The organism is Pseudomonas sp. A1230 (assembly GCF_044218825.1).
Classification (GTDB): domain Bacteria; phylum Pseudomonadota; class Gammaproteobacteria; order Pseudomonadales; family Pseudomonadaceae; genus Aquipseudomonas; species Aquipseudomonas iridis.
This window is the reverse complement of the sequence record NZ_CP162582.1, coordinates 5,999,710-6,023,581: the sequence shown is the minus strand read 5'-3', so window position 1 is coordinate 6,023,581 and position 23,872 is coordinate 5,999,710. Positions and strand designations below refer to the sequence as shown.

At 59.4% G+C, this 23,872-nt stretch carries 18 protein-coding genes, 1 other RNA gene and 1 pseudogene; 13 read left to right on the top strand and 7 right to left on the bottom strand.

The genetic code is table 11. The features are described 5' to 3' along the window. Positions 1-105 precede the first annotated feature (105 nt). The 11 genes from AB4P97_RS27850 to rimJ all read left to right on the top strand — a co-directional run bounded on the left by AB4P97_RS27850 (position 106) and on the right by rimJ (position 11,672). The gene (locus AB4P97_RS27850) at positions 106-1,800 is read left to right on the top strand and encodes a lactate permease LctP family transporter (protein WP_047299695.1); all 1,695 of its coding nucleotides are present in this window, start codon (positions 106-108) and stop codon (positions 1,798-1,800) included. Between the two features lie 161 nt (positions 1,801-1,961). Beyond that, positions 1,962-2,786, top strand: coding sequence for a (Fe-S)-binding protein (locus AB4P97_RS27845; RefSeq protein WP_200611270.1), 825 nt, complete (start codon positions 1,962-1,964; stop codon positions 2,784-2,786). Beyond that, entirely contained in the window at positions 2,783-4,237 is a 1,455-nt protein-coding gene (locus AB4P97_RS27840) for a LutB/LldF family L-lactate oxidation iron-sulfur protein (RefSeq protein ID WP_395601897.1), read from the top strand. The genes AB4P97_RS27845 and AB4P97_RS27840 overlap by 4 nt, the downstream gene beginning before the upstream one ends. After that, positions 4,237-4,908 carry a lactate utilization protein gene (locus AB4P97_RS27835; protein WP_047299692.1) on the top strand — a complete coding sequence of 224 codons (672 nt, stop codon included), beginning with the start codon at positions 4,237-4,239 and terminating at the stop codon, positions 4,906-4,908. The genes AB4P97_RS27840 and AB4P97_RS27835 overlap by 1 nt, the downstream gene beginning before the upstream one ends. Beyond that, positions 4,905-7,715 (top strand): FAD-binding and (Fe-S)-binding domain-containing protein, encoded by a 2,811-nt coding sequence (locus tag AB4P97_RS27830; RefSeq protein WP_042557570.1) that lies wholly within the window; start codon positions 4,905-4,907, stop codon positions 7,713-7,715. The genes AB4P97_RS27835 and AB4P97_RS27830 overlap by 4 nt, the downstream gene beginning before the upstream one ends. Before the next feature lie 129 nt (positions 7,716-7,844). Continuing rightward, positions 7,845-8,126 carry a hypothetical protein gene (locus AB4P97_RS27825; protein WP_047299691.1) on the top strand — a complete coding sequence of 94 codons (282 nt, stop codon included), beginning with the start codon at positions 7,845-7,847 and terminating at the stop codon, positions 8,124-8,126. Between the two features lie 197 nt (positions 8,127-8,323). Then, positions 8,324-8,599, top strand: a complete 276-nt coding sequence (locus AB4P97_RS27820) for a hypothetical protein (protein WP_042557568.1) — start codon at positions 8,324-8,326, stop codon at positions 8,597-8,599. A gap of 96 nt (positions 8,600-8,695) precedes the next feature. Then, positions 8,696-9,088, top strand: a transfer-messenger RNA (tmRNA) gene (gene ssrA, locus AB4P97_RS27815). Between the two features lie 134 nt (positions 9,089-9,222). Then, complete coding sequence (locus AB4P97_RS27810; RefSeq protein ID WP_395601896.1) at positions 9,223-10,149, top strand: hypothetical protein; 927 nt, start codon at positions 9,223-9,225, stop codon at positions 10,147-10,149. Positions 10,150-10,406: 257 nt separating this feature from the next. After that, positions 10,407-10,778 (top strand): DUF6124 family protein, encoded by a 372-nt coding sequence (locus AB4P97_RS27805; RefSeq protein ID WP_210702710.1) that lies wholly within the window; start codon positions 10,407-10,409, stop codon positions 10,776-10,778. A 306-nt stretch (positions 10,779-11,084) separates the two neighbouring features. After that, complete coding sequence (gene rimJ, locus AB4P97_RS27800; protein ID WP_395601895.1) at positions 11,085-11,672, top strand: ribosomal protein S5-alanine N-acetyltransferase; 588 nt, start codon at positions 11,085-11,087, stop codon at positions 11,670-11,672. Between the two features lie 113 nt (positions 11,673-11,785). On the opposite strand, the gene AB4P97_RS27795 is transcribed toward rimJ, so the two are convergent. Next, positions 11,786-12,619: a phosphatase PAP2 family protein gene (locus AB4P97_RS27795; protein ID WP_042557565.1), complete on the bottom strand. Its 834-nt coding sequence runs from the start codon at positions 12,617-12,619 to the stop codon at positions 11,786-11,788. Then, complete coding sequence (locus tag AB4P97_RS27790; protein WP_115147494.1) at positions 12,616-13,287, bottom strand: histidine phosphatase family protein; 672 nt, start codon at positions 13,285-13,287, stop codon at positions 12,616-12,618. Before AB4P97_RS27790 ends, AB4P97_RS27795 begins: the two co-directional genes overlap by 4 nt. Before the next feature lie 252 nt (positions 13,288-13,539). Between AB4P97_RS27790 and AB4P97_RS27785 the strand changes: the two are divergent. After that, positions 13,540-14,553: pseudogene (locus AB4P97_RS27785) on the top strand (methyl-accepting chemotaxis protein); the annotation flags it as partial. A gap of 42 nt (positions 14,554-14,595) precedes the next feature. Then, on the top strand, positions 14,596-15,459 hold the full coding sequence (locus AB4P97_RS27780; protein WP_395602971.1) for a methyl-accepting chemotaxis protein: 864 nt from the start codon (positions 14,596-14,598) through the stop codon (positions 15,457-15,459). 179 nt (positions 15,460-15,638) lie between these two features. On the opposite strand, the gene AB4P97_RS27775 is transcribed toward AB4P97_RS27780, so the two are convergent. The 5 genes from AB4P97_RS27775 to AB4P97_RS27755 form a co-directional block, all read right to left on the bottom strand. Beyond that, entirely contained in the window at positions 15,639-17,012 is a 1,374-nt protein-coding gene (locus AB4P97_RS27775) for a DUF1329 domain-containing protein (protein WP_273877766.1), read from the bottom strand. A 149-nt stretch (positions 17,013-17,161) separates the two neighbouring features. Further along, complete coding sequence (locus AB4P97_RS27770; protein ID WP_042557562.1) at positions 17,162-19,120, bottom strand: DUF1302 domain-containing protein; 1,959 nt, start codon at positions 19,118-19,120, stop codon at positions 17,162-17,164. A 48-nt stretch (positions 19,121-19,168) separates the two neighbouring features. Further along, a complete protein-coding gene (locus AB4P97_RS27765; RefSeq protein ID WP_395601894.1) occupies positions 19,169-20,458 on the bottom strand; it encodes a phospholipase in 1,290 nt (429 codons plus the stop codon). Between the two features lie 232 nt (positions 20,459-20,690). Continuing rightward, positions 20,691-22,259: an FGGY-family carbohydrate kinase gene (locus AB4P97_RS27760; RefSeq protein ID WP_395601893.1), complete on the bottom strand. Its 1,569-nt coding sequence runs from the start codon at positions 22,257-22,259 to the stop codon at positions 20,691-20,693. Between the two features lie 20 nt (positions 22,260-22,279). Beyond that, a complete protein-coding gene (locus tag AB4P97_RS27755) occupies positions 22,280-23,872 on the bottom strand; it encodes a glycerol-3-phosphate dehydrogenase/oxidase (RefSeq protein ID WP_395601892.1) in 1,593 nt (530 codons plus the stop codon).

Sequence of the window (23,872 nt, the reverse complement as noted above, 5' to 3'; positions counted from 1 at the left end):
CACATCAAGGCTTTTACCCTAGCCAACAGCGATTGTTAATTGGTATTACCAATTAACCAAGAACGCTGACAGTGCCTGACCAACAACAATTAGGGGCCACCCCATATGCAAACCTGGCAACAGATCTACAGCCCGCTCGGCAGTCTTGGCGTTTCCGCTCTCGCGGCCGTCATTCCCATCGTTTTCTTCTTCCTCGCGTTGGCGGTGTTCCGCCTCAAAGGTCATGTGGCCGGCAGCATCACGCTTGCCTTGTCCATCGCTGTGGCTATTTTCGCCTTCCAGATGCCGGTCGACATGGCGTTTGCCGCTGCCGGGTATGGCTTCGCCTATGGTTTGTGGCCGATAGCCTGGATCATTGTCGCGGCGGTGTTCCTGTACAAGCTGACAGTCAAAAGTGGTCAGTTCGAAGTTATTCGCAGCTCCGTACTGTCGATTACTGATGACCAGCGCCTGCAGGTGCTGCTGATCGGTTTCTGCTTCGGTGCATTCCTGGAAGGTGCCGCCGGTTTCGGTGCGCCGGTCGCGATTACTGCGGCACTCCTTGTAGGCCTGGGCTTCAACCCGCTGTACGCCGCAGGCCTGTGCCTGATCGCCAACACCGCGCCGGTTGCGTTTGGCGCTCTGGGGATTCCGATCATCGTGGCCGGCCAAGTCACCGGTATCGACGCTTTCAAAATCGGCGCCATGACTGGTCGCCAGCTACCGCTGCTGTCGCTATTCGTGCCGTTCTGGCTAGTGTTCATGATGGACGGCATGCGCGGCGTACGTGAAACGTGGCCGGCCGCGCTGGTGGCGGGCCTTAGCTTTGCCATCACTCAGTACTTCACTTCGAACTTCATCGGCCCGGAACTGCCGGACATCACCTCGGCCCTGGCCAGCCTGATCTCCCTGACCCTGTTCCTGAAAATCTGGCAGCCAAAACGTACCGCTGGCGCGCAAATAGCCGGCGCGACTTCCAGCGCCGCCATCACCGGCAGCGTCGGCGGTTTTGGCCAGAAGCGCGCCACCGCGGTTTCGCCTTACAGCCTCTGGGAAATTTTCATCGCCTGGTCGCCGTTCCTGATCCTCACCGTGCTGGTGACGATCTGGACGCTCAAGCCTTTCAAAGCAATGTTCGCTGCCGGCGGCTCGATGTACGCGTGGGTGTTCAACTTCGCGATTCCGCACCTTGATCAATTGGTGATCAAGACTGCACCGATCGTGGCCGCACCGACCGCCATTCCAGCCGTGTTCAAACTTGACCCGATTTCCGCGACCGGCACGGCGATTTTCTTCTCCGCACTGATCTCGATGCTGGTGCTGAAGATCAATTTCAAAACTGGTCTGACCACTTTGAAAGAGACCTTCTACGAACTGCGCTGGCCTATTCTGTCGATTGGCATGGTGTTGGCGTTCGCGTTCGTCACTAACTATTCCGGCATGTCCTCGACCATGGCTCTGGTGCTGGCGGGTACTGGCGCAGCGTTTCCGTTCTTCTCGCCGTTCCTGGGCTGGCTGGGCGTATTCCTCACCGGTTCCGACACCTCGTCCAACGCCCTCTTCAGTTCGCTGCAAGCCACCACCGCGCACCAGATCGGCGTCAATGACACTCTGCTGGTCGCGGCAAACACCAGCGGCGGCGTCACCGGCAAGATGATCTCGCCACAATCGATCGCCGTGGCCTGCGCCGCGACCGGTCTGGTCGGCAAGGAATCGGACCTGTTCCGCTTCACCCTCAAGCACAGCCTATTCTTTGCAACGATCGTCGGCCTGATCACGCTGGCTCAGGCCTACTGGCTCACCGGCATGCTGGTGCACTAAACCTATAAGAAGACTGCAAGCGACATGGAAATAACCGACGCCGGTTCGTGATTCCGGCGTCAGCAATTCACAACCCGGTCTGTAAGGCTGCTGAAAGCAACACTCTTTATATTCAGCAGCCTCAGCGGACGGATAACCGGGACAACCCGGAGACACGCCTGATGAGCGAGCTTTTTTACAACGCCGTGCCGAACGCGACCCGCGTGGCACCGCCACTGCCCGAACCTCGGCAATACCCCAGCGAGAAACCGTCGCGGGTCTATCTGTTCGGGACGTGCGTGGTTGATCTGTTCTACCCCGAAGCCGGGATGGACGCGATCCACTTGCTGGAGCGCGAAGGGATTCGGGTCGAGTACCCGCAAGGGCAAAGTTGCTGCGGACAACCGGCCTACACCTCCGGTTACACCGAGCAAGCGCGGACGGTGGCGCGCTCGCAACTGGCACTGTTCGCCGGGGATTATCCGGTGGTGGTGCCATCGGGCTCCTGCGCTGGCATGTTGCGCGAGCACTACGCCGACTTGTTCAAGGAAGAGCCAGAAACCTTGAAACAGGTTCAGGCCCTCGCGGCACGAACCTACGAATTGGCAGAGTTTCTGCTGTTCGTCTGCAAAGTGCAGCTCAAGGACGGTGGCGAGCCGGTAAAAGTCGCGCTGCACACGTCGTGTTCTGCGCGTCGCGAGATGAACACCCACCTGCACGGTCGCGAGTTGTTGGCGCAGTTGAGCAATGTGGAACGGGTCAACCACGACCACGAAAGCGAATGCTGTGGCTTCGGCGGGACATTCAGCGTCCGAATGCCAGACATTTCCGGCGCGATGGTGGCTGACAAGACCCGGGCATTGAAGGAATCCGGCGCACACAGGATTTTGAGTGCCGACTGCGGCTGCTTGATGAACATCAACGGCTCGCTGGAGAAACAACAGGAAGCGTTGCGCGGCCAACATCTGGCCAGTTTCCTGTGGCAACGAACCGGAGGTGCGCAATGAGCACTTCCGCGATTATTCCTACGGTCGCCGTAGAAGAAGATTTCCGCACCCGGGCGCACAACGCCTTGGGTGACCCGCAGTTACGGAACAATTTCCGCACTGCCATGGATTCACTGATGACCAAGCGGGCAGCGGCTTTTGGCGATGCCCACGAAAGAGAACATTTGCGCGCACTGGGCAACTCGATCAGAGCCCGCGCGCTCTCCAAGTTGCCCGACCTGCTCGAGCAACTGGAACAGAACCTGACCCGCAACGGTGTGACAGTGCACTGGGCGGAAACGGTGGACGAGGCCAATGGCATCGTCTTATCGATCATCCGTGCTCACGAGGCGCGGCAAGTGATCAAGGGCAAATCGATGGTCAGCGAAGAGATGGAGATGAACCATTTCCTCGAGGCTCAAGACATTGAATGTCTGGAGTCCGACATGGGGGAATACATCGTCCAGCTCGACCACGAAAAGCCTTCACACATTATTATGCCGGCGATCCACAAGAATGCCGGTCAGGTCGCGTCCTTGTTCCACGACAAACTTGGCGTGGAATACACCAAGGACGTTGACCAACTCATTCAGATCGGTCGCAGAGTCCTGCGGCAGAAATTCTTCGAAGCGGACATCGGCGTTTCCGGCGTCAACTTCGCCGTGGCCGAAACCGGCACCCTGCTGCTGGTGGAAAACGAAGGCAACGGCCGGATGACTACCACCGTGCCGCCGGTGCACATCGCCGTCACCGGCATCGAAAAAGTCGTCGAAAATCTGCGCGACGTGGTGCCGCTGCTATCGCTGCTGACCCGCTCGGCGCTGGGCATTCCGATCACCACTTACGTCAACATGATCTCCGGCCCGCGCAAGGAGCATGAACTCGACGGTCCGCAAGAAGTGCATCTGGTGCTTCTCGACAACGGTCGCAGCCAGGCCTTTGCCGACAGCGAATTGCGCCAGACCCTGAACTGCATTCGCTGCGGCGCCTGTATGAATCATTGCCCGGTCTACACGCGAATCGGCGGCCACGCCTATGGGGAGGTTTACCCCGGCCCTATAGGAAAAATCATCACCCCACACTTGGTCGGCCTGGCCAAAGTGCCGGATCATCCGAGTGCGTCTTCGCTGTGCGGTGCCTGCGGTGAAGTGTGTCCGGTAAAAATTCCTATCCCCGCGCTGCTACGTCGCCTACGCGAAGAAAACGTCAAGGCCCCGGACAGTCCTCATCAAGTGATGCGCGGTCAGGGCAGCAAGTATTCGCGCAAGGAACGCTTTATCTGGAACGCCTGGGCCAAGCTCAATAGCTCGCCGACGCTGTATCGGCTGTTCGGCTTTTTCGCCACGCGCTTGCGCGCCCTCACGCCAAGCAATGTTGGCCCATGGACGCAGAATCACAGCGCGCCCAAACCCGCCGCCCGCTCACTGCACGACATGGCCCGCGAGCACTTGGCCAAACAGGGAGACCGCTGATGAGCGCCAAGCAAAACATCCTCGGCAAACTGCGCAAAAGTCTGATCGGCGCCACGCCGATTGCCGACGATTTCGACGTCGAACTGGTAACTCAGCCTTACACCTACAGCGCCGAACAGCGCATTCCGCAATTGCGCAAATTGATGGAAGCGGTCCATACCGAGATCCATCTGACGTGTGATGAGGAATGGCCTGCACTGCTCGCACAATTGCTGCACGACCGTCAGTTGCCAAGTCTGTTGATCGCACCGACGACGCCTCACGGTGCAAAAATCACCCAACACTGGGCGAACAATCCTGATCTGCCGGCGTTGAAATCCTACGACCGGCCGATGGAAGAATGGAAAGCCGAGCTGTTCAACGACACCCCGGCCAGCCTCACCGGCACCCTGGGTGCCATTGCCGCCACGGGCAGCCTGATTCTCTGGCCAACCCGCGAAGAACCGCGCCTGATGAGCCTGGTGCCGCCCGTACATTTCGCCCTGCTCAAGGCCAGCGAAATCCGCGACAACTTCTACCAGGTGCAACATGAACTCCAATGGGCCCAAGGCATGCCGACCAACGCGTTGCTGGTGTCCGGCCCGTCGAAAACCGCTGACATCGAGCAAGTGCTGGCCTATGGCGCCCACGGCCCGAAAGACCTCGTCGTGCTGATCCTGGAGGACCAATGACGCTCCCGGCGAATTTCCTGCGTGATGCGCAACAACTGATTCCGGCGGATCGCCGCTTCGACGATCCGCTGTCGACATTGGCCTTCGGCACCGACGCCAGTTTTTATCGACTGATTCCGCAACTGGTGATACGCGTTGAATCCGAAGATGAAGTGGTGAAGCTGTTGCAATTGGCACAGCGCGATCATGTGCCGGTGACCTTTCGCGCGGCCGGCACCAGTCTCTCCGGTCAGGCGATCAGCGATTCGGTGCTGATCGTGCTTGGGGATAACTGGAACGCTCGCGAAATACGTGGCCAAGGCACACAAATCCGTCTGCAGCCGGGGGTGATCGGCGCGCAGGCCAATGCGTGGCTGGCGCCATTCGGACGCAAGATCGGCCCGGACCCGGCCTCGATCAACGCTTGCAAAATCGGCGGCATCGTCGCCAACAACGCCAGCGGCATGTGCTGTGGCACCGCACAAAACACTTATCACACGCTGGCAGGCATTCGCTTGGTACTGGCCGACGGCACGCGACTTGATACTGAAGACGCCGCCAGCGTCGCGGCGTTTCGTGCAAGCCATGGTGATCTGCTAGATCGCTTGGCGACGTTGAGCCGCGAGACCCGCGCCAATGCCGAACTGGCTGCCAGAATCCGCCACAAATATCGTCTGAAAAATACCACCGGCCTGTCGCTCAACGCCCTGGTGGATTTCGACGAGCCTGTGGATATCTTGAGCCACTTGCTGGTCGGCTCCGAAGGCACACTCGGTTTTATCAGCGCGGTGACTTACGACACCGTCATCGATCATCCGCACAAGGCTTCAGCGCTGATCGTGTTCCCGGATGTGGAAACCTGCTGCAACGCGGTCACCGTGCTGAAAAGCCAGCCAGTGTCAGCGGTAGAACTGCTGGATCGCCGCAGCCTGCGCTCGGTGCAGGACAAACCGGGCATGCCCGCTTTCGTACAGCTGCTGTCGAACAATGCCTGCGCCCTGCTGATCGAATCCCGCGCCGCCTCTTCCACGTTGCTGCAGGAACAACTGGCGCAGATCATGGCGTCGATCAGCAGTTTCCCGGTAGAAAAGCAGGTCGACTTCAGCGAAGACCCCGTTGAAAACGCACGCCTCTGGGCGATCCGCAAGGACACCTTCCCCGCCGTCGGCGCCGTGCGTAAAACCGGCACCACGGTGATCATCGAGGACGTGACCTTCCCGGTTGAACAACTGGCGATCGGCGTAAACCGCTTGATCGAACTGTTCGAAAAACATTCCTACGACGAGGCGATCCTTTTCGGACATGCGCTGGAAGGCAATCTTCACTTCGTCTTCACCCAAGGCTTCAACAACCCGGAAGAAGTCGCACGCTATCAAGCGTTCATGGACGACGTCGCGCAACTGGTGGCGGTGGAGTTCGGCGGCTCGCTCAAGGCCGAACACGGCACCGGGCGCAACATGGCGCCGTTTGTTGAGCTGGAATGGGGCAGCGACGCCTACCAACTGATGTGGCAGCTCAAACGTCTGCTCGACCCTAACGGTATTCTCAACCCGGACGTGGTGCTCAGCGAAGATCCGCAGATCCACCTCAAGCACTTGAAACCGCTGCCGGCGGCTGACGAGATTATCGATAAGTGCATCGAGTGCGGCTTCTGCGAACCGGTCTGCCCGTCGAAAGGCCTGACCCTGAGCCCGCGCCAGCGCATCGTGATCTGGCGCGACATTCAGGCGAAAAAACGCGCAGGGATCGATACCACTGAACTGGAAAAAGCCTACGAGTACCAAGGCATCGAAACCTGCGCCGCAACAGGTCTCTGCGCACAACGCTGTCCTGTAGGCATCAATACCGGCGAGCTGGTGAAAAAGCTTCGCGGCCGACACGCAACGCACAAGAAAACCGCTGACTGGATCGAAGGAAATTTCGCCAAGACGCTGCAAGGCGCGCGCTTCACGCTGCATGTGGCGAACGGCGCGCGGATGCTGCTGGGGGCGCCGCGTCTGGCGAAGTTATCGGCAACGCTGACCCGCTTGTCCAAGGGCCAGGTGCCGTTGTGGACGAACGCGATGCCACAACCGGAAAGAGCCATTCGCTTCAGTCCGAATGTGTCGGACGAACGCCCTCGAGTGGTTTATCTGGCTGCGTGCGTCTCGCGGGTCATGGGGCCGGCGGCAGGTGACAAAGAGCAGATGTCGCTGTACGACAAAACCCGTGGACTGCTGGAAAAGGCCGGTTACCAGGTAGTCTTTCCCGACAATCAGGACAATCTTTGCTGCGGCCAACCATTCGCCTCCAAAGGCTATGCCGAACAAGCCGAGCATAAGCGTCAGGAGCTGATCAGCGCGCTGCTCCACGCAAGTCGCGGCGGGCTCGATCCGATTTATTGCGACACCAGTCCGTGCACGCTGCGGTTGGTGCAGGACGTGGGAGATGTTCGCCTGGATCTGTACGACCCGGTGCGTTTCATTCGTACGCATCTGCTCGATCGGCTGGATTTCACGCCTCAGGAAGCACCGATCGCCGTCCACGTGACGTGCAGCACTCAGCATTTGGGCGAAAGCCAGGCGTTGATTGATCTGGCGCGCAAGTGCAGTAAGAACGTGGTGATTCCGGAAGGCATTCATTGCTGCGGTTTCGCGGGGGACAAGGGCTTTACCACGCCGGAACTGAACAGCCACTCGCTGCGCACGCTCAAGGACGCGGTGCAGCATTGCAGTGAGGGGATTTCCACGAGCCGGACGTGCGAAATCGGACTGACGCAACATGGCGGGATCGACTATCACGGCCTGGTTTATCTGGTGGATCGGGTCACCCGAGCGAAGGCCTGCTGAAGAAAATCAGAACCCTTGAGCGGGACGGTAGTCCACAGAACAGGCCTCGAACAGTCGGGGCCTGTCCTTCTTTCGTTGACCCTACTCACGGTCAGCGAAGTCCGGATTCCTCAGTGCAAGGAGATTCCCATGAAGCGTTCTGTACTGTTCGGTCTGTTCGTTACTGCCTCGATGATGGCGTCCACTTCGTTCGCCGATAGCAAACCGTCCAGCTTGTGCGATGCGAATTTGCAGACAATCGACAACTCCAAGGCCCAATACCAGACATCACCGGATCTGAATGCGCGCGTCTCGGCGAGTGTCAGCAAAGCACAGGCTCTCAAGGCCCAAGGCAAAACAGACGAGTGCCTTGTTGAAACCCAGCAGACCCTTCTGGAAATCCAGAAGTCTACGGGTGACACCAAGAAATGATCACGGACCGACTGGGTTGGCCTCATCGACATGTTTTGGTGAACCAACCTTTTCATACCATGTGTAAAAAAAAACCGAATTCCTGAGCGCAGCTATAGTCGATTGATCAAGCCCCAAGCAAACGAGGCTTGTAGCGACCTCGGAATAGCCGCCAGACCGCCCGGCAGCACCGAGACCAACCGTTCTAGGAGATACCTATGAAGCATTCTGCAATAGCTGGATTGTTCATCGCTGGTGCCCTGCTGACGTCGCCGGTATTTGCGGCAGACAAAGACCTTTGTGCCGGGAATCTTCAAATTATCAAGGACTTCGAGACCAGCCAGCCGGCTCTTTCGGAAAATACCGACGACAACATCAAAGCCGCCCGGGAAAAAGCTGAAATGGCTCAAAAAGCCGGGAATGACAAGGAATGCGTTGCGATCACCTCCAACGTGGTCACGAAAATACAAACTCGTAATCCTGAAAATAAATGACGTACCAGAAGGCCAACCTTCGGGTTGGCCTTGTCCGCCGATTGGCGTACACTGCGCAGGCTTGTTGCTCACCAAGATGTACAGAGCAATGAGTTCGGGGCCGTTTAGGATTCGACGCCGGTTGCGAAACTTTAGGTGCATGCCGAGTTGGTAACAGAACTCGTAAATCCACTGTTGCAACTTCTTATAGTTGCCAATGACGAAACCTACGGGGAATACGCTCTCGCTGCGTAAGCAGCCTTAGCCTTCCCTTCTGGTACCTTCGGGTCCAGCAATCATCAGGGGATGTCTGTAAACCCAAAATGATTGTCATATAGAACAGAATCGCCGTGCAGTACGTTGTGGACGAAGCGGCTAAAACTTACACAACTCGCCCAAAGCACCCTGCCCTTCGGGTCGCTGAGGGTTAACTTAATAGAAACGGCTACGCATGTAGTACCGACAGCGGAGTACTGGCGGACGGGGGTTCAAATCCCCCCGGCTCCACCAACTCAACGACAAAGCCCGCCCAGTGCGGGCTTTGTCGCATCTGGAGATCGGGATTTGATCACCAGCCCGGTTGGACGCGCGTGCCGCCCCGGATCTATGCTTCGGAGCACACAGGCAATAACCCAAGGAATCTCATGAACATCTGGCTCGGCGCCGCACTGGCTGCCCTACTTTCACTGTCTGCCCACGCCGCGACTACCGACATCTCGCCAAGAATCCAGCAGGTCAACTACAAAAGTGGCTATGGCAGTGTGCAGTTCAAACAGTCGATCAAGGGCTATAAAACGGCTGAGTACAAACTCAACGCCAAGGCTGGGCAGATACTGACCGTGGACTTCAAGCCCACCAACACGTCTGCCTACTTCAACATCACCGCCAAAAACTCCGATTACGCCCTGTTCAACGGCTCGATGATGGGCAATCACTTTCTCGGCTCGCTGCCCGCCGATGGCGAGTACACGGTGCAGGTCTATCTCATGCGCAATGCTGCCCGGCGCAATGAAGTGGCCGATTACGCGATTTCACTGAGCCTCGCCAACGGCGACGCTGTGGATAACAACGCGGCATTCGACCAGAACCTGGAGCTGCAGGGCATCCACTTTCATGTAAAGACGGATCAGGTGGATGGCAAATCCATCGTGCGTATCGAACCCAAGGGCCTGGAAATCGATAACACGGTGCAAACCCGTCCGCTCAACGGCAACATCGTCCGCGCCGAGATTGGCGACCTGAATAACGACGGCTCACCTGAGATCTACATTTTCACCCGTACGCCTGGACGCAGTATGCCGGGCGAACTGATCGCCTACTCCGCCAACAACAAAAAATCCCTGAGCGAAATCTATCTGCCGCCCATCAGCGAAAACCCGAAAATCGCCGACGGATATCAGGGAGAAGATTCATTTGCCGTAGTGGAGAACACGCTGGTGCAGCGCTTCCCGGTTTACAACAACGCCGACGCGGGTGCCGGCCGGACGGGGAAGATGCGGCAGGTTCAGTACAAGTTGGTGGCGGGAGAGGCAGGGTGGATTTTGCGTGAGGATAAGGTGACGGAGTATTGAGCCAGACGCTCTTTCCAGTCGACAAGAAAAAGCTCGCTGCAACGAGCGTTTCTGCACTCACAGTGCCCCCGACAGTTATCCATCCATTGCTCTCACTTCCTACATTTCACGTCCTAGGAAATTTCCCTCAACACGCGTCGACTTTCATGAACTGGTGCACCAATTTCCACGGCGCTACCCTCCACGCTTCGCTGCCATCCAGCGGGCGGTTTGCCAGGCCGCAGCCGCCGAGATCGTTCACTCCACGGAGCTACGTCATGAAAAAAATCACCCGACTCACGCTTGTCGGTCCGGTCCCGGCCGACGCGCAAACGCCCGGCCAGAAAACCCACGCCAGCGTCACAGGCTCAAACCAAAGAAAACCCCGCCGTACCGTGCCACTCAAGCAAATGTTCAGCGTGCGCGAAGATGTCGACACGATGACCCTGCTCACGCATGCCAGTGATCTTCTCGAATCCCTCGCGCTCATCAGCGCAAACTTTGCGGATGAGTGCGACGGCTCCCAGCGCCATATTGCGGTGGCCATCAAGCAATTGAGCGCATTGGCCGAGATTGTGGTTTGCCGGGCACGGGATCAAGTTGTGCAGCAGGGATCGCCCGCTTCACCGCCCCCTGAAGTGCGCCATTGATGATTGAAGTGGGCGCGGACCGACCGCTTGTCAGACCGGGTCAGGGCAGCTCATCGAGATGAATTTTTCTTCACTGCTGCGACTCAACCAACGTTGTAAAGTCCGCTCGCTCATTCAAGAAACTACGGTTCGCCCGCGGCTCTCCCGCGGGCTTTTTTTTGCCTGTTGTCTGGCTCCCTTCAGAAAACCGACTCACCTGAGATCCCCCCACAACTTTCCGTAGAGGATCAGGCAACTCACAACCCGTTTGTATTTTTGGGCGCTCCGGGCAATTCTGTCCTTTGACACCCCTGCCCGGAGCGACCGATGCCGTTGTTGACCCTGCCCTGCCAACGCCTGACGCTCGCCATCCTTGCCCCGGATCAGGCCGAACTGGAAAGCGACTTCTATCAACGCAACCAGCGCCACCTCGCGCCGTGGTCGCCTATTCGTACGACCGACTATTTTTCCACTGCACAGATTCGCCGTCGTCTAGAGATCCAGGGCAGCGCCTTCGACGCCGGGTTGGCGATGCATTTCGCGCTGCTGAGCGCGGACGGCCAGCAGATGATCGGCGCCTGCAATTTCAGCGGCATCATTCGCGGGGCGTTTCAGGCGTGTTATCTGGGATACCACATCGACGCAACGCAGCAAGGCCAGGGCCTGATGCAAGAAGCGCTGGAGACCGGTATTAGTTACATGTTCGAGACCCAGAACCTGCACCGGATCATGGCCAATTACATCCCCGGCAACGAGCGCAGTGCACGGTTGTTGGAGCGACTGGGCTTCGAGCAGGAAGGCTACGCCAAGGCGTATTTGAACATTGCCGGACGTTGGCAGGATCATGTGCTGACTGCGCTGGTCAATCCGGGCTTCGAAGCACCGGATCAGCGCTGGTCACGACGGCTGGGGTGAGATTCACAATTTGTTCAGCATTGGCGGCTTATGGTCGGGCGGCACGCTGATTCGTCAGCGACTGAATCAGTGTGGCGAGGGAGCAAGCTCCCTCGCCATCGCTTATCCGCTGGTCAATTGAACGGCATTTCCAGACCTGACGGGGTTTGGGCGGGCAGACATTGTTCATGTTTCTGCAACACAGGTCTCTCCAACCGCGCCCGCCCATAAAACGCCAGCGCCGTCAGCAAACACGCGAACCAGACAAAGATTGCGGCCCAGAACGTGTGGGACATGTAGTGCCAGCCCTGCAGAACTCGCGTCGTGCCGTAGATGAAACCAAGCAACAACGAGCCCCACAACAGCGCGCTGGAAAAGCGCCACTGATACCGGCGCCCCACAAAGTACAGCGCCAGCATGGTGAAGCCGCCAGAGGCGTGCCCGCCCGGCCAGCATCGGCCGCTACCGGCTTCATGGAACAGCTGAAAATTGCTGTACCACTCGATGTGGGCCATTTTGCCGCCGTACAACGTCGTCTCGATCGGGCAGTAAACGCTGGTGTGGGATTTGAGGAAATGGATCACACCCGTGCAGACCGCAAACGCGACCACCACAAACAGAAAATCCCTACGGTGATCAGCGGTAAATCGCAACACGGGAGCGACTTTGCTGCGTTCCAGAAATGCGCCAAGTCGCTGATGCTTCTGCGGATTGACCAGCGGCCAGACCACCGACAGCATGGCGCCGATCAGGGCAATTTCGGCGGTCCAGTTGGGGATGATCCGCGCCCATTTGTGGGTGATTTTTTCGAACAAGTGAATCTTGTCGAGCGGAAAGGTCTGGGTCAGCGGATCGAACAGAAGGTTGCTGAAGGCGATGTCGATGCGGGTCATGTCGAACAGTAAAAACACCAGCGCCGCACAGGCCAGCGGGATGCCGAAGTTATAAGCGTAAAAACGAGCGTTCATCGGTTGGTCACCGTGCGCCAGTCGGAGGCTTCAATAAAACCGAGCATCTGTGGAGCCGCCGGGTTGGCAGCGGAGACGAACAACGAAGCGCCGTAACCGAGATCGGAGCCCGCTACTTTCAGATCTTTTTCCAGTTGTTCCATGCATTCGCTGTGCGTCACCAGAATCAGGTTGCGACCGGCGATCTTGTGGGCAAGCGCATCGCGCAACATGCGACCCTTGCAGTTGATCAGCCAGTCGTCGCCAGTGGCGGCATGGTTGAACATGTAACCGGCGGTCTGCACGGTACGCATGGTCGGGCTGTTGTAGATATCGGCGTTAGTCAGGCCCAACTGCTCGAACTGCGCACCGACGCTAACAGCTGCACTGCGTGATCGGTCGGTGATGCCATCACGGCCACTCAGACACGGCGCTCTGGAGTGATCGCAGCGCTCGACGTGGCGCACCAGCACGATCATGTCGCCCTCTGCCCATCCCCGCGCCAACGCCTGCGCGCCGGTGATGTTGCCGTGGGCAAGATCCGGCACCGCGGCCGGTGCGAGCAGCCACAGGGTCAACGGAATCACCAGCACCGATGCCGCCAACACCACCCAGGTGTTTCGAAAACGGGCCAGACCACTCAGATCAATCGAGCGATTGACGCCAAACAGATTCAGTCTCAATTCCACAAAAGCCGCCTCGCTAGCATGCATCACTTGTCATTCGATGCGACAAAGCTACCGACGCCCGCGTGGGCAGCCAGTGAAACCCATGTGAAAAAAGTCTTGGGATAGCTTGTTACAAATTCTGTCCGACAAAAAACCTTTCAGCTCTCGCGTTCGCTGCCGATACAGACCTGCTAACACCATTGCTGGCTCAAAAAACAACAATCTTCCAGCTTACCGACGATCAAGAAACACAAGTTTCTGGAGGATATTGTGATGAATAGCTGGTTCGGCAACATCAGCGTGAACATGAAACTGGGCCTGGGCTTCGGCCTTGTCCTGGCACTGACCTGCGTTTTGGCCCTGACCGGCTGGACCAGCCTGGGCGGCCTGATTGACCGCAGTAACTGGATGAGCGACATCACCCAGCTCAACTCCGGCCTGACCAAACTGCGCGTGGTGCGCCTGCAATATATGCTGACCAACGGCGACGAAACCGCCGCGCAGAATGTACAGACCACCCTCGACGGTTTCGCCGCGCAACAGCAGAAGCTCATCAGCAGCTTCAAGAGTCCGGAAAACGTCAAGCTGCTCAAGGAGCAGGCGGCGACCATCGCCGAATACCAGACGTCCCTGAACAAAATGCGTAACGCCTATCGCACCGGCAACACCGCGCGCGACACCATGAGCGTCAACGCCGAGAGCGCGTACAACCTGATCGAATCGATCAGCAAGCGCGTTCAGCAAATGGACATGAGCGAGCAGCGTTTCGAGCAGTTCCAGGCCATCAGTGCCGCCAAGGAAGCGTTCATCCTCGCCCGTTACGAAGTGCGCGGCTACACCGCCACCACCAACGCCGAAACCGAGCAGAAAGCCATCGCCCAAATCGACGTGGCGATCGCCAGCCTCAAACAGCTGAATGTGCATTTCGCTGATACTCAGCAAGATGCCCTGCGTCAGCTGGAAACGGCGTTGACCAATTATCGCAGCGCGTTGATGGCCTATAAAAACGCCAACAGCGAAGCCGTGCAGGCGCGTAAGGAAATGACGGATCAGGGCGCCACCATCGTGACCCTGAGCGAGCAGCTGTATCAGATTCAGCTTGATCGTCGCGACATCGAAAGCGCTCAGGCGCGTACCTTCCAGTTGATCAGCACCCTGCTGGCCCTGCTGGTTGGCGTGATTGCCGCGGTCATCATCACCCGTCAGATCACCCGCCCACTGCGAGAAACCCTGGCCGTGGTCGAGCGCATCGCCAGCGGCGACCTGACCCAGAACGTCACCGTCACCCGCCGCGACGAACTCGGTGTGCTGCAACAAGGCATCGCGCGTATGGGCGTCACCCTGCGCGACTTGATCAGCGGCATCCGCGACGGCGTGACCCAAATCGCCAGTGCTGCCGAAGAGTTGTCGGCCGTTACCGAGCAGACCAGCGCCGGTGTAAACAGCCAGAAGATCGAAACCGATCAGGTCGCCACCGCCATGCACGAAATGACTGCCACCGTGCAGGAAGTCGCGCGCAACGCCGAGGAGGCTTCGCAAGCAGCCGCTGCGGCTGACGGCGAAGCACGTGAAGGCGACAAGGTCGTGAACGAGGCCATCACACAGATTGAGCGTCTGGCCAGCGAAGTGGCGCGCTCCACTGAAGCCATGAGTGTGCTGCAACAGGAAAGCGACAAGATTGGCAGCGTCATGGACGTGATCAAAGCCGTCGCCGAACAGACCAACCTGCTGGCGCTCAACGCCGCAATTGAAGCGGCACGTGCCGGTGAAGCCGGTCGTGGTTTCGCCGTGGTCGCCGACGAAGTTCGTGGCCTGGCCCAGCGCACGCAGAAATCCACCGAAGAAATCGAAGGCCTGGTCGCCGGTTTGCAGAACGGCACCCAGCAGGTCTCGACAGTGATGAACAACAGCCGCGCCCTGACTGACAGCAGCGTCGCCCTGACCCGCAAGGCCGGTGCATCGCTGGAAAACATCACCCGCACGGTGTCGAACATCCAGTCGATGAACCAGCAGATCGCCGCCGCTGCCGAACAACAAAGCGCCGTGGCCGAAGAGATCAGCCGCAGCATCATCAACGTGCGCGACGTGTCTGAGCAGACCGCCGCGGCGAGTGATGAAACCGCCAAGTCCAGCGTTGAACTGGCACGGTTGGGTGGTCAGCTGCAGCAGATGGTGAGCCACTTCCGCGTTTGATCCTGATTTCGCGCTGAAGCTAAAAACCAATCGCGGGCAAGCCCGCTCCCACAGGGTTCTGAGTCGTTCACAGATGTTGTGTTCGACTCAGAACGTGTGGGAGCGGGCTTGCCCGCGATTGCGTTAGAACAGCCACCTCAGAATTCCCCCGCCTTATGTAGGGGGGCGTGGTTCTTTCTTTATCGAGTGCCGCGTTGGCGCAATGCCGACGGCATGAAGTACGCGTCCTCAGGCGCAGGTTGGGCGAAGTCCACGGTTTCCGATTCTTCGTTGTCGAGGTTCTGCACGTAGTAACGGCGTGCCTGCAAGTCGTGGAAAACGTCGAGCGCACTCCAGGTGGTGGGCAGGTCGTAGAAGTTTTTCAGGTAGGCCATCGACACGCGCCACAACTCCCCTCGCCCGTCGTATTGATCGACCAACGCAGCCCCCCAACTGTCCTCATCCAGAAACAGCACGCGCTTGGAATAGATGTGCCGCGAACCCGGCTTGAGGTTGCCTTCCACCACCCACACGCGGTGCAGCTCATAGCGGGTGAATTGCGGGTTGAGGTGGCCGGGGGTAAGCAGTTGCGCGTACTTCACGTCGGGGCTGCCGACTTTGTAGTTGTTGTAGGGAATGTAGATTTCCTGCTTGCCCTTGAGCTTCCAGTCGTAGCGATCCGGCGAACCGTTGAACAGGTCGGTGTCATCGGCAGTGCGCAGGCCATCGGACGAGGCGATCGGCGTGTCGTACGCAAGGTTCGGCGCGCGGCGCACGCGGCGTTGGCCGGCGTCGTAGATCCAGGCCTGGCGCGCATCCTTGAGCTGATCGAGGGTTTCGTGCACCAGCGCTGCACCGCCCGCCAGCCGTGCCGGACTTTTCACAAATGCCACGTAGTAGAAGAGGATGTTTTTCAGGTCGGCAAACTGTCCACCGGGACGGTAATAGTTGAACAGCGCTTCCTGCTGCGAGGTCACCAGTGCGAAGCTGCCATTGCGCTGGACCGGCGCCTCGGAGGCACGGCGTACGACGTAGATGCCGCGATAACGGGTGATGTGATTCCACAGCACTTCGACGCCATCCTTGGGCACCGGGAACGGCACGCCGCCATAGGCATCGGAGAACCCGCTGCCACCTTCGAGCAGCTTGGCCGAGGTCGCATTCTTCAGGGTGTTGTCATACAGCCATTGCGGCGCCGAACCTGATCGACGCGAAGGATAGACCGGCATCTGGAAGGTGTCAGGGTAGCTGTTGAAAAGCGCAATCTGGCCCGGGCTGAGATGGGATTTGTACTGGTCGAGGTTGGCTTTGGTTATGGTGAACAACGGTTTGTCCGCTGCAAACGGATCGGGGTGATGCTGGCCCGGTTTGTAGCCTGCCGGGGCCTGGGTGATGCCGCCGGTCCAGGCCGGGATAGTGCCCGCTGCGTTGCCGGCGCGCTCGGCACCGAGTGGGGTCAGGGTGGTTTTCAGTTGTTCGGCTTGCTGGGGGGTGATGGCGGCCAGTGCAGTGCCGGCGGCCAAACTTAGCCACAACGCGAGTGATGTTTTTGTCAGCCTTGAAGTGTGAAACATGATCTTCTCCAGAATGCAGAAAACTGTGGGAGCTGGCTTGCCAGCGATAGCGGTGGGTCAGCCACCATTGATGTCGAATGTGCTGCCGTCATCGCGGGCAAGCCCGCTCCCACAGGGAAAATGAGTGCCCCAGAAACTGCGTCTGAAACTCAAAGGAAATACTTGAGGTTGAACCCGACGTTGTCGCGATCGCGAATGCCGTTGTTCTGCCCGCCGCCGTAGAACTCGGTGTACTGCAACTCGGCCTCGAGCTTGTTCTGGTAGTTGGCCTTGATCCCCAGCGTGTAGGCCTTGCGACCTTCGATGGTGTTGCCTGCCTGATAGCTGTTGCCCTTGAAATCATCCTTGTAGACGACGTACGGCGAGACGTTGACCCCGGCGTAGACGTCGTTCCACGTGCCGTTGAGCATCGCCGTGTAGCTGTAGGAATCGCGGTTGACCTGATCGTCACGCTCACCGCCGGACACATAGGAATAGTTACCGGTGCCGGCGTAATAACGATTGCTGCCGTCGAAAGCGGTGTATTGCAGGTTGCTGCCGCGCAGGTGCTCGGAGGCCAGTTCGAAGATGCCGAACAACGAGTCGAACGACCCGGTCGGACCAAAGTTGTAGATGGTGCCCAGCGAGGTATTGAACGCTTCAACGCGCTCGGCGTTGTTGATCTGGCTGTCGAGGGTGACCATTTGCCCGCCGACATTGATCGACTGGCCCGTTACCGCCGCAGCCGCACCGTTGGCCAGATCGCCGATCAGGTCGTTGGTGGCCGCAACGCCGATGGGCAGGTTCGGCCGATAGGCCACTTCACCGAACACCGAAGCCTCGCCCAACGTGGTGTTGAAGCTGAAACCGTACATGCGGATGTCTTCGGCATAGCGCCGATGCGCCTGGATGTTGCCCATCACATCCGCCGTGGCCAGACCATTGGCGAGTGCCCCGGCCTGACTGCCGGCGACACCGGCCAGCAGGTTGGTCAGGGCGTTCATGTCGATGCCGTTGTACCCACCCAGATCCGCCGCAATGGTCGGCTCCTTGGCGTGGTAATTAACCAGGTACAGGCCAAACTCAGTGCTGTTGAGCTGCTCGGCGATGTAGCGAAAGGCAAAACCAAACTGGCCGTCGTTGCGCGCGTTGTAGTCCTTGCCGACAGACGCCACTTTGAGCGTATTGCCGTACGCCGGAGTCACGCCGTTGGCGTACAGCCCGGTGGATTGCAGGACCGGGCCGAGCAACGGGTTGTTGCCCAATGCGCTGTACAGACCGATGACGTTGCCAAATCCTGGCACGGGTGTGTCGAGAGCTGTGCCGCTGAAATCGTTGTAGCCAGTGTTGCCACCGTCGGCGAACAGATCGGTTTGCGAGTAGAACGTGCCGACCGGATCGATGCGGGTTTCCTTCCAGTTGGTCTGGTAGAAGCTCTCCAGGGTCAGGCTGTCAGTCAGGCCGATGTTGAAGCTCAGCGCCTCCACCGGCACCAGCACTTCCTTGACCTCGGCGCCGGGCAAACGGTACTTGGCCGCGTCCACCGGATTGGTGGTGTTGATGCCGCCGCGATAGAAAATCCCCTCGCCCCAGTTGAACACCTGACGGCCAACGCGCGCCGTCACAGGCATCTGCGCCACGTCCCAGCTGCCGTGGACGTAAGCGTCGAGCATCTCGATCCGGCTGCCGGCGATGTCGCGGGTCTGGCTGGTGAAGCGGTCGTCCTGCGGGTAGCTCTGACTCGGTTGTGACGGATTGTTGTTGCGGTAGTAATCGTTGCGTTTATCCATCAGCTGGGTGTCGTAGAACGCGGTGCCGCGTACGAACAGGCCGTAGTTCTGATAGTTGGCCTCAAGCTCCGAGGTGATTTTGTACACCTCGGAAACCAGCCCTGTGTCGAAGTTGCGATTGCCGTCGTTGGTATTGACGTCATCGTTGGTTTTGTCGCGCCCCTGCACCCGCCACAAACGACCATAAGACAAGGTCGTGTCAAACGAACCGGTGACCTGTTTATCCAGCACACTGAACTCGGCGGCCTGCACCCCGTCGACCGCGCAGAGTTGCAGCAGCCCTGCCAGGCCGACACCGGGTAGCACCGCACCAGACAGGCGCAATCGAGTGTTGATCATCTCTTCCTCCTTCCCTGTTTTTTATTGTTTTTGGTCCTGCCGCGATGGCTAGGGCGCTAGTCCCGCACTGACATAAATCCGGCTGTGCGCGCCGAAATGGCCGAGCAGTCTGAACAGCTGTTGATTGAGTGCCGGATGGTCGAAATCTTCCCGGCGCAACTGATTGCCGCTGCTGAAATCATTGGTGACCGGCGCCGTCTCCAGCCACTGGCCGATGGCTTCATCGAACGCGGCGGAGTCATCAACAGACTCGGCGCTGACCACCTCGCGCAGGTAGTCCACGGAGTACGGTGGATACTGTTTGTCCTGGGAAAAATCGGTGTAAGCGTCGAGCATCGGATGCGCTTGCCCGGCGCGCAGCAAACGTCGCAGCCAGGTCGTCTGGTATTTCTCGACCTCCATATGCCGCGTCGCAACACGCTCGATTGACGCCTGTTTGTCGCCCGCGAAACCGGCCAGCGCCTTACCTTCCAGCAGCAAAAGACTGGCAAGATCGACGCCGGGCAACGGCTTGGCGTGATACGGCTGGGTCAGGTCCTGGACGTGGTGCAGGCCCCAGCCGAGAAAGCGATAGCCCCAGTAGGGATGGCCGCTGGCAAACGCCAGTCGTGCCAGGCCCATGTATTGATACGCGCGCCAGTGCGGCCAACTGCGCTCAAGAAAACCGGCAGCGGCATACACCACCGGGCTCTCGTGGAAGAACCCCATGTGGAAAGGAGCCTGGGAACTGTACTGAAACCGCGCATCGCCAAAAGGCTGCGGGCCGAAGCCGTATACCGCGCCGACTTCGCCCGGGTTGTCGCTGAACAGATTGATGTCGTGACCGTAATCCGGTTCGTCGGCAGCGCTGGCCAGCACCGCAAGCGGCGCGACTTTTTCGCCGTCAGCGACAACGATGAAGCGCTGGCGATTCCATGGCGAGAGCGTCTGCTCGACCATGACTTGCTCGGCGCTGAGGTGTTCGCGTTCGGGCAGATCCTTGCCCGGCAAAGGCTGGATCACCATCGCCAGATGTATCTGTGGATTGATGCGCAGCGCGGTGAGGAAATCGTGGCGCAGGTTGCCCCCCGGCACAGCGGGCAATTGCAGATTGTCGGGGCGCGGAGGGTATTGGGCGAAGTGCTCGCGGGCGAAGCGTTCCTGTTGATCGAGCAGCGCAACCACGGCCGGATATTGCTGCGCGAGAAACTGCTCCAGCGGCTCGACTTCGACCTGCGGCGCATCACGCAGCGCGGGCAAATCCTGCAACGCCAGGTAGCTGCCCACCGTATGGTTCGACCAGCCCCAAGCGCTCGGGGCCGTTGCAAAAAGCAGCAACAGGAGGAATGTCAGCTTCATTGCTTGTGATTCTTATTGGAGATGCCGTGGGGGATGAGCCTAACAACCGACCCCGCCGCTGACACTGTCCAATCTCACCAGAAAAGGTCTCCGATAGCGCCACGCGCAATATGCAAATAACGCCACCGTATCCTGTGGGAGCGAGCCTGCTCGCGAAAGCAGAGTGTCAGCCAACATTGATTTAATGGATACACCGCCTTCGCGAGCAGGCTCGCTCCCACAAGGGGATGGGCTAGGCGGGGTAACCGGTGATTTTCCGGATGCTTTGATACAGCGGCTTGAGCTGGCGATACATGCGCAGGTAGACCTCTTTGTACAGTTGCTCGTAGATTTTTTGCGCCTCCGGTTGCGGCATGAACACCGCGCCCACCCGGGTCATCGCCGCGATTGCCGTGGGGAAATCCGCATGCAGTCCCAACCCCACCGCGCAGCAAATCGCCGCGCCCAGGCCCGAGGCTTCGTACACATGCGGACGCTCAGCGGGCAGGCCAAAAATGTTCGCCGTCAGCTGCATCGCCGCATCACTTTGCGAACCGCCGCCAGCAACACGCAGCCGTTTGACCGACACCTTCGAACGCCGCTCGATGTTCTCCAGGCCCTGGCGCAAGGCATACGCCAGCCCTTCCAGAATCGCCCGGTATATATGCGCGCGGGTGTGCACATCGCCGAAGCCGATCATCGCGCCTTTCGCTTCCACGCCCGGCTCGCGAATGCCTGGCGACCAGTAGGGTTGCAGCATCAACCCCATCGATCCAGGTGGCACCGCATCCACCAATGCATCGAACAATTGCTCGGGCTCGATGCCCTGCTCCTTGGCCTGCTGCATCTCGCGCAAACCGAACTCGTTCTTGAACCAGCTGACCATCCAGTAGCCGCGATAAATCATCACCTCGCAGTTGAATTGATCCGGCACCGCCGACGGATAAGGCGGGATCAGCGGGACGATTTCCAGATAGCGCGAGCGGGTGCTGGTGATCGTCGCCGTGGTGCCATAGGACAGGCACACCGTGCTCGCATCGACCACGCCGGCACCGACCACCTCGCAAGCCTTGTCGGCCCCCGCCGCAATCAACGGCAGACCTTCGGGGATTCCGGTGTGGCGGCTGGCTTGCGCGGTAATGTAGCCAAGGGTTTCACCGGGTTTGTGCAGGGTCGGCAGTTGCTCGGGGCGCACGGCCAGGGCCTGCCATTTCCAGTCACTCGGTGCGGCCCACTTCAAGCGTTTGAAGTCAAACGGCAAGTAGCCGACGCAACACCCCACCGAATCGACAAAACGCCCACACAAGCGATGGGTGAGAAATCCCGAGAGCAGCAAAAACTTGTCGGTCGCCGCCCACACTTCGGGCTGATGGCGAGCGATCCAGTTGGCCTCGGCCTGGGCGCGAAAATGGTCCACGGTGGCCTGCGCGCCGACCAGTTTGAACAGCCAGCCCCACGGCCCTTTTATTCCACCTTCGACCTCACTCTGGCGTTGATCGAGCCACAGGATCGCCGGGCGCAACGGTTTGCCTTCGGCATCGACGTTGATCACGGTGCCGCGCTGCGTGGTCAGGGAAACGCCGGCAATCTCTGAGCGATCAATGCCGGTTTGTTGCCAGACTTGCTGGCAGGCCTCGCCGAGTTTCGCCCAGTAATATTCCGGGTCCTGCTCGGCCCAGCCCGGCTGTGTCGAGTAATAGGCCTGCAACTCGACTTTGCCCTTACCGAGCAAATTACCCTGCAGATCGAAGAGCAGCGCGCGCACGCTTTGGGTGCCGTTGTCGATAGCCAACAGGTAGCGCTTGTTCGGGTGGTTATCCATGGAGCTCTCTTCAAGGGGCATCAAGGCGTGGCATCCGGCAAACCGTGATGGCGTTGCCACAACGCCTGATAACGCTGTAACTCATGCTGCCAGTATTCGTCGCTCCAACCCAATCGCGGCTGACAGAGCTGGCGGATGGCGGCGAAATAATCTTCGCCACCGCGTGGCAGCAACAGCCCCAATCGGGTGCGGCGCAGCAGCAGGTCATCCAGGTGCAGGACCATTTCTGCTTCGCAGGCGAAGGCCAGTTCAGCCCACAAGGTGTCGGTGTTGCCGACCGTGTCGTGGCCCAGTTCCGTGAGCAGTTGCGCCAGCCTTGGCAGGTCCCGGCCATGCCGCCCGGCCAGACGCCGCCACTGCTGCGCGCCCAGTCCGGGGATCGCCAGCGGCGGCACGGCGGCGAATACCGGCGCGGCGTCATCATCAAACGGCCGATCAAGCATCGCCGCGCAAGCCTTGAGTACTTCGATGGCTTGCGGGCGAAACGTCGTCAGTTTGCCGCCGGCCAGGGTCACGCAACCCGGCTCCTGCCACAGCACGTGCTCACGGGTTTCGTTAGAGGGTTTATCTTGATTCGCCCCCGCGCCACCGACCACCGGACGCACGCCCGACCAGGTCGACAGCACATCGGCTGCGATCACTTCTGCGCCGGGGAACTGTTGCGTGCAAGCCGCCAGCAAGTAGTCGAGTTCTTCAGCACTGATGCTCGCGCTTTGATCCAGATTTTCGTGATGATCCAAATCCGTGGTGCCGACCACTGTCGCGCCCTCCCACGGAAAAACGAACACCGGTCGCCGATCACGCTCGTGCAAAAAGGTGAAAGCCTGCGCCACCGGCAGACGCCAGCCCGACAACAACAAATGACTGCCGCGCAAGGGGCGCAACTGCCGTGGTGCCTCGGCTGGTCGTAGGCGTTCAGCCCAGGCGCCGGTGGCCACGGCCAGCACGCCACAGCGCAATTGCAGGGACGCGCCAGCCTCGCAGTCCTCAACCTGAACCCCGCGCACGCGCCCGTCCTCACGCAGCAAATGCTCAACGCGCACACCGTTTAGCACCACCGCACCGTCGGCCCGCGCCTCGCTCAACACACGCATCACCAGCCGCGCATCATCGGTCAGCGCATCGACAAAACAGGTGCCGCCGAGCAGTTCGGTTTCCTTCACCCCCGGCGCCAGATATCGCAGTTGCTGCGCGTCATGAAAACGATGGCTGCGCCGCCCGGCCAGAGCGTCGTACACCGAAAGTAAACCACCCAAAACCCGTGGCCCGGGAAAGCCGCCGCGATAGTGCGGCATCATGAAACTCATCGGCTCGACCAGCCCCGGCGCTTCGTCGAGCAGGCGCTGACGTTCGCGCACCGAATCGCGCGTCAACCGCCATTGCCCCTTGGCGATGTAACGCAAACCGCCATGGACCATTTTCGACGATCGGCTGGACGTGCCCCAGGCAAAATCGCGCTGCTCCAGCAGCAGGCAGCGCCAGCCACGGCGCGCGGCTTCACGCAGGATTCCGGCGCCACTGATACCGCCGCCGATGATGATCAGATCCCAGGTTTCATCGGCCAGCGTCGGCAAAACCTGCTGGCGCCACGCGGCGTTCCAGTGCGCAGTCAT

Bases quoted from the DNA above. Each gene is read 5' to 3' on its own strand.
- AB4P97_RS27850 (WP_047299695.1), top strand. From the start codon at position 106: ATGCAAACCTGGCAACAGATCTACAGCCCGCTCGGCAGTCTTGGCGTT.
- AB4P97_RS27845 (WP_200611270.1), top strand. From the start codon at position 1,962: ATGAGCGAGCTTTTTTACAACGCCGTGCCGAACGCGACCCGCGTGGCA.
- AB4P97_RS27840 (WP_395601897.1), top strand. From the start codon at position 2,783: ATGAGCACTTCCGCGATTATTCCTACGGTCGCCGTAGAAGAAGATTTC.
- AB4P97_RS27835 (WP_047299692.1), top strand. From the start codon at position 4,237: ATGAGCGCCAAGCAAAACATCCTCGGCAAACTGCGCAAAAGTCTGATC.
- AB4P97_RS27830 (WP_042557570.1), top strand. From the start codon at position 4,905: ATGACGCTCCCGGCGAATTTCCTGCGTGATGCGCAACAACTGATTCCG.
- AB4P97_RS27825 (WP_047299691.1), top strand. From the start codon at position 7,845: ATGAAGCGTTCTGTACTGTTCGGTCTGTTCGTTACTGCCTCGATGATG.
- AB4P97_RS27820 (WP_042557568.1), top strand. From the start codon at position 8,324: ATGAAGCATTCTGCAATAGCTGGATTGTTCATCGCTGGTGCCCTGCTG.
- AB4P97_RS27810 (WP_395601896.1), top strand. From the start codon at position 9,223: ATGAACATCTGGCTCGGCGCCGCACTGGCTGCCCTACTTTCACTGTCT.
- AB4P97_RS27805 (WP_210702710.1), top strand. From the start codon at position 10,407: ATGAAAAAAATCACCCGACTCACGCTTGTCGGTCCGGTCCCGGCCGAC.
- rimJ (WP_395601895.1), top strand. From the start codon at position 11,085: ATGCCGTTGTTGACCCTGCCCTGCCAACGCCTGACGCTCGCCATCCTT.
- AB4P97_RS27795 (WP_042557565.1), bottom strand. From the start codon at position 12,619: ATGAACGCTCGTTTTTACGCTTATAACTTCGGCATCCCGCTGGCCTGT.
- AB4P97_RS27780 (WP_395602971.1), top strand. From the start codon at position 14,596: ATGGGCGTCACCCTGCGCGACTTGATCAGCGGCATCCGCGACGGCGTG.
- AB4P97_RS27775 (WP_273877766.1), bottom strand. From the start codon at position 17,012: ATGTTTCACACTTCAAGGCTGACAAAAACATCACTCGCGTTGTGGCTA.
- AB4P97_RS27770 (WP_042557562.1), bottom strand. From the start codon at position 19,120: ATGATCAACACTCGATTGCGCCTGTCTGGTGCGGTGCTACCCGGTGTC.
- AB4P97_RS27765 (WP_395601894.1), bottom strand. From the start codon at position 20,458: ATGAAGCTGACATTCCTCCTGTTGCTGCTTTTTGCAACGGCCCCGAGC.
- AB4P97_RS27760 (WP_395601893.1), bottom strand. From the start codon at position 22,259: ATGGATAACCACCCGAACAAGCGCTACCTGTTGGCTATCGACAACGGC.
- AB4P97_RS27755 (WP_395601892.1), bottom strand. From the start codon at position 23,872: ATGACTGCGCACTGGAACGCCGCGTGGCGCCAGCAGGTTTTGCCGACG.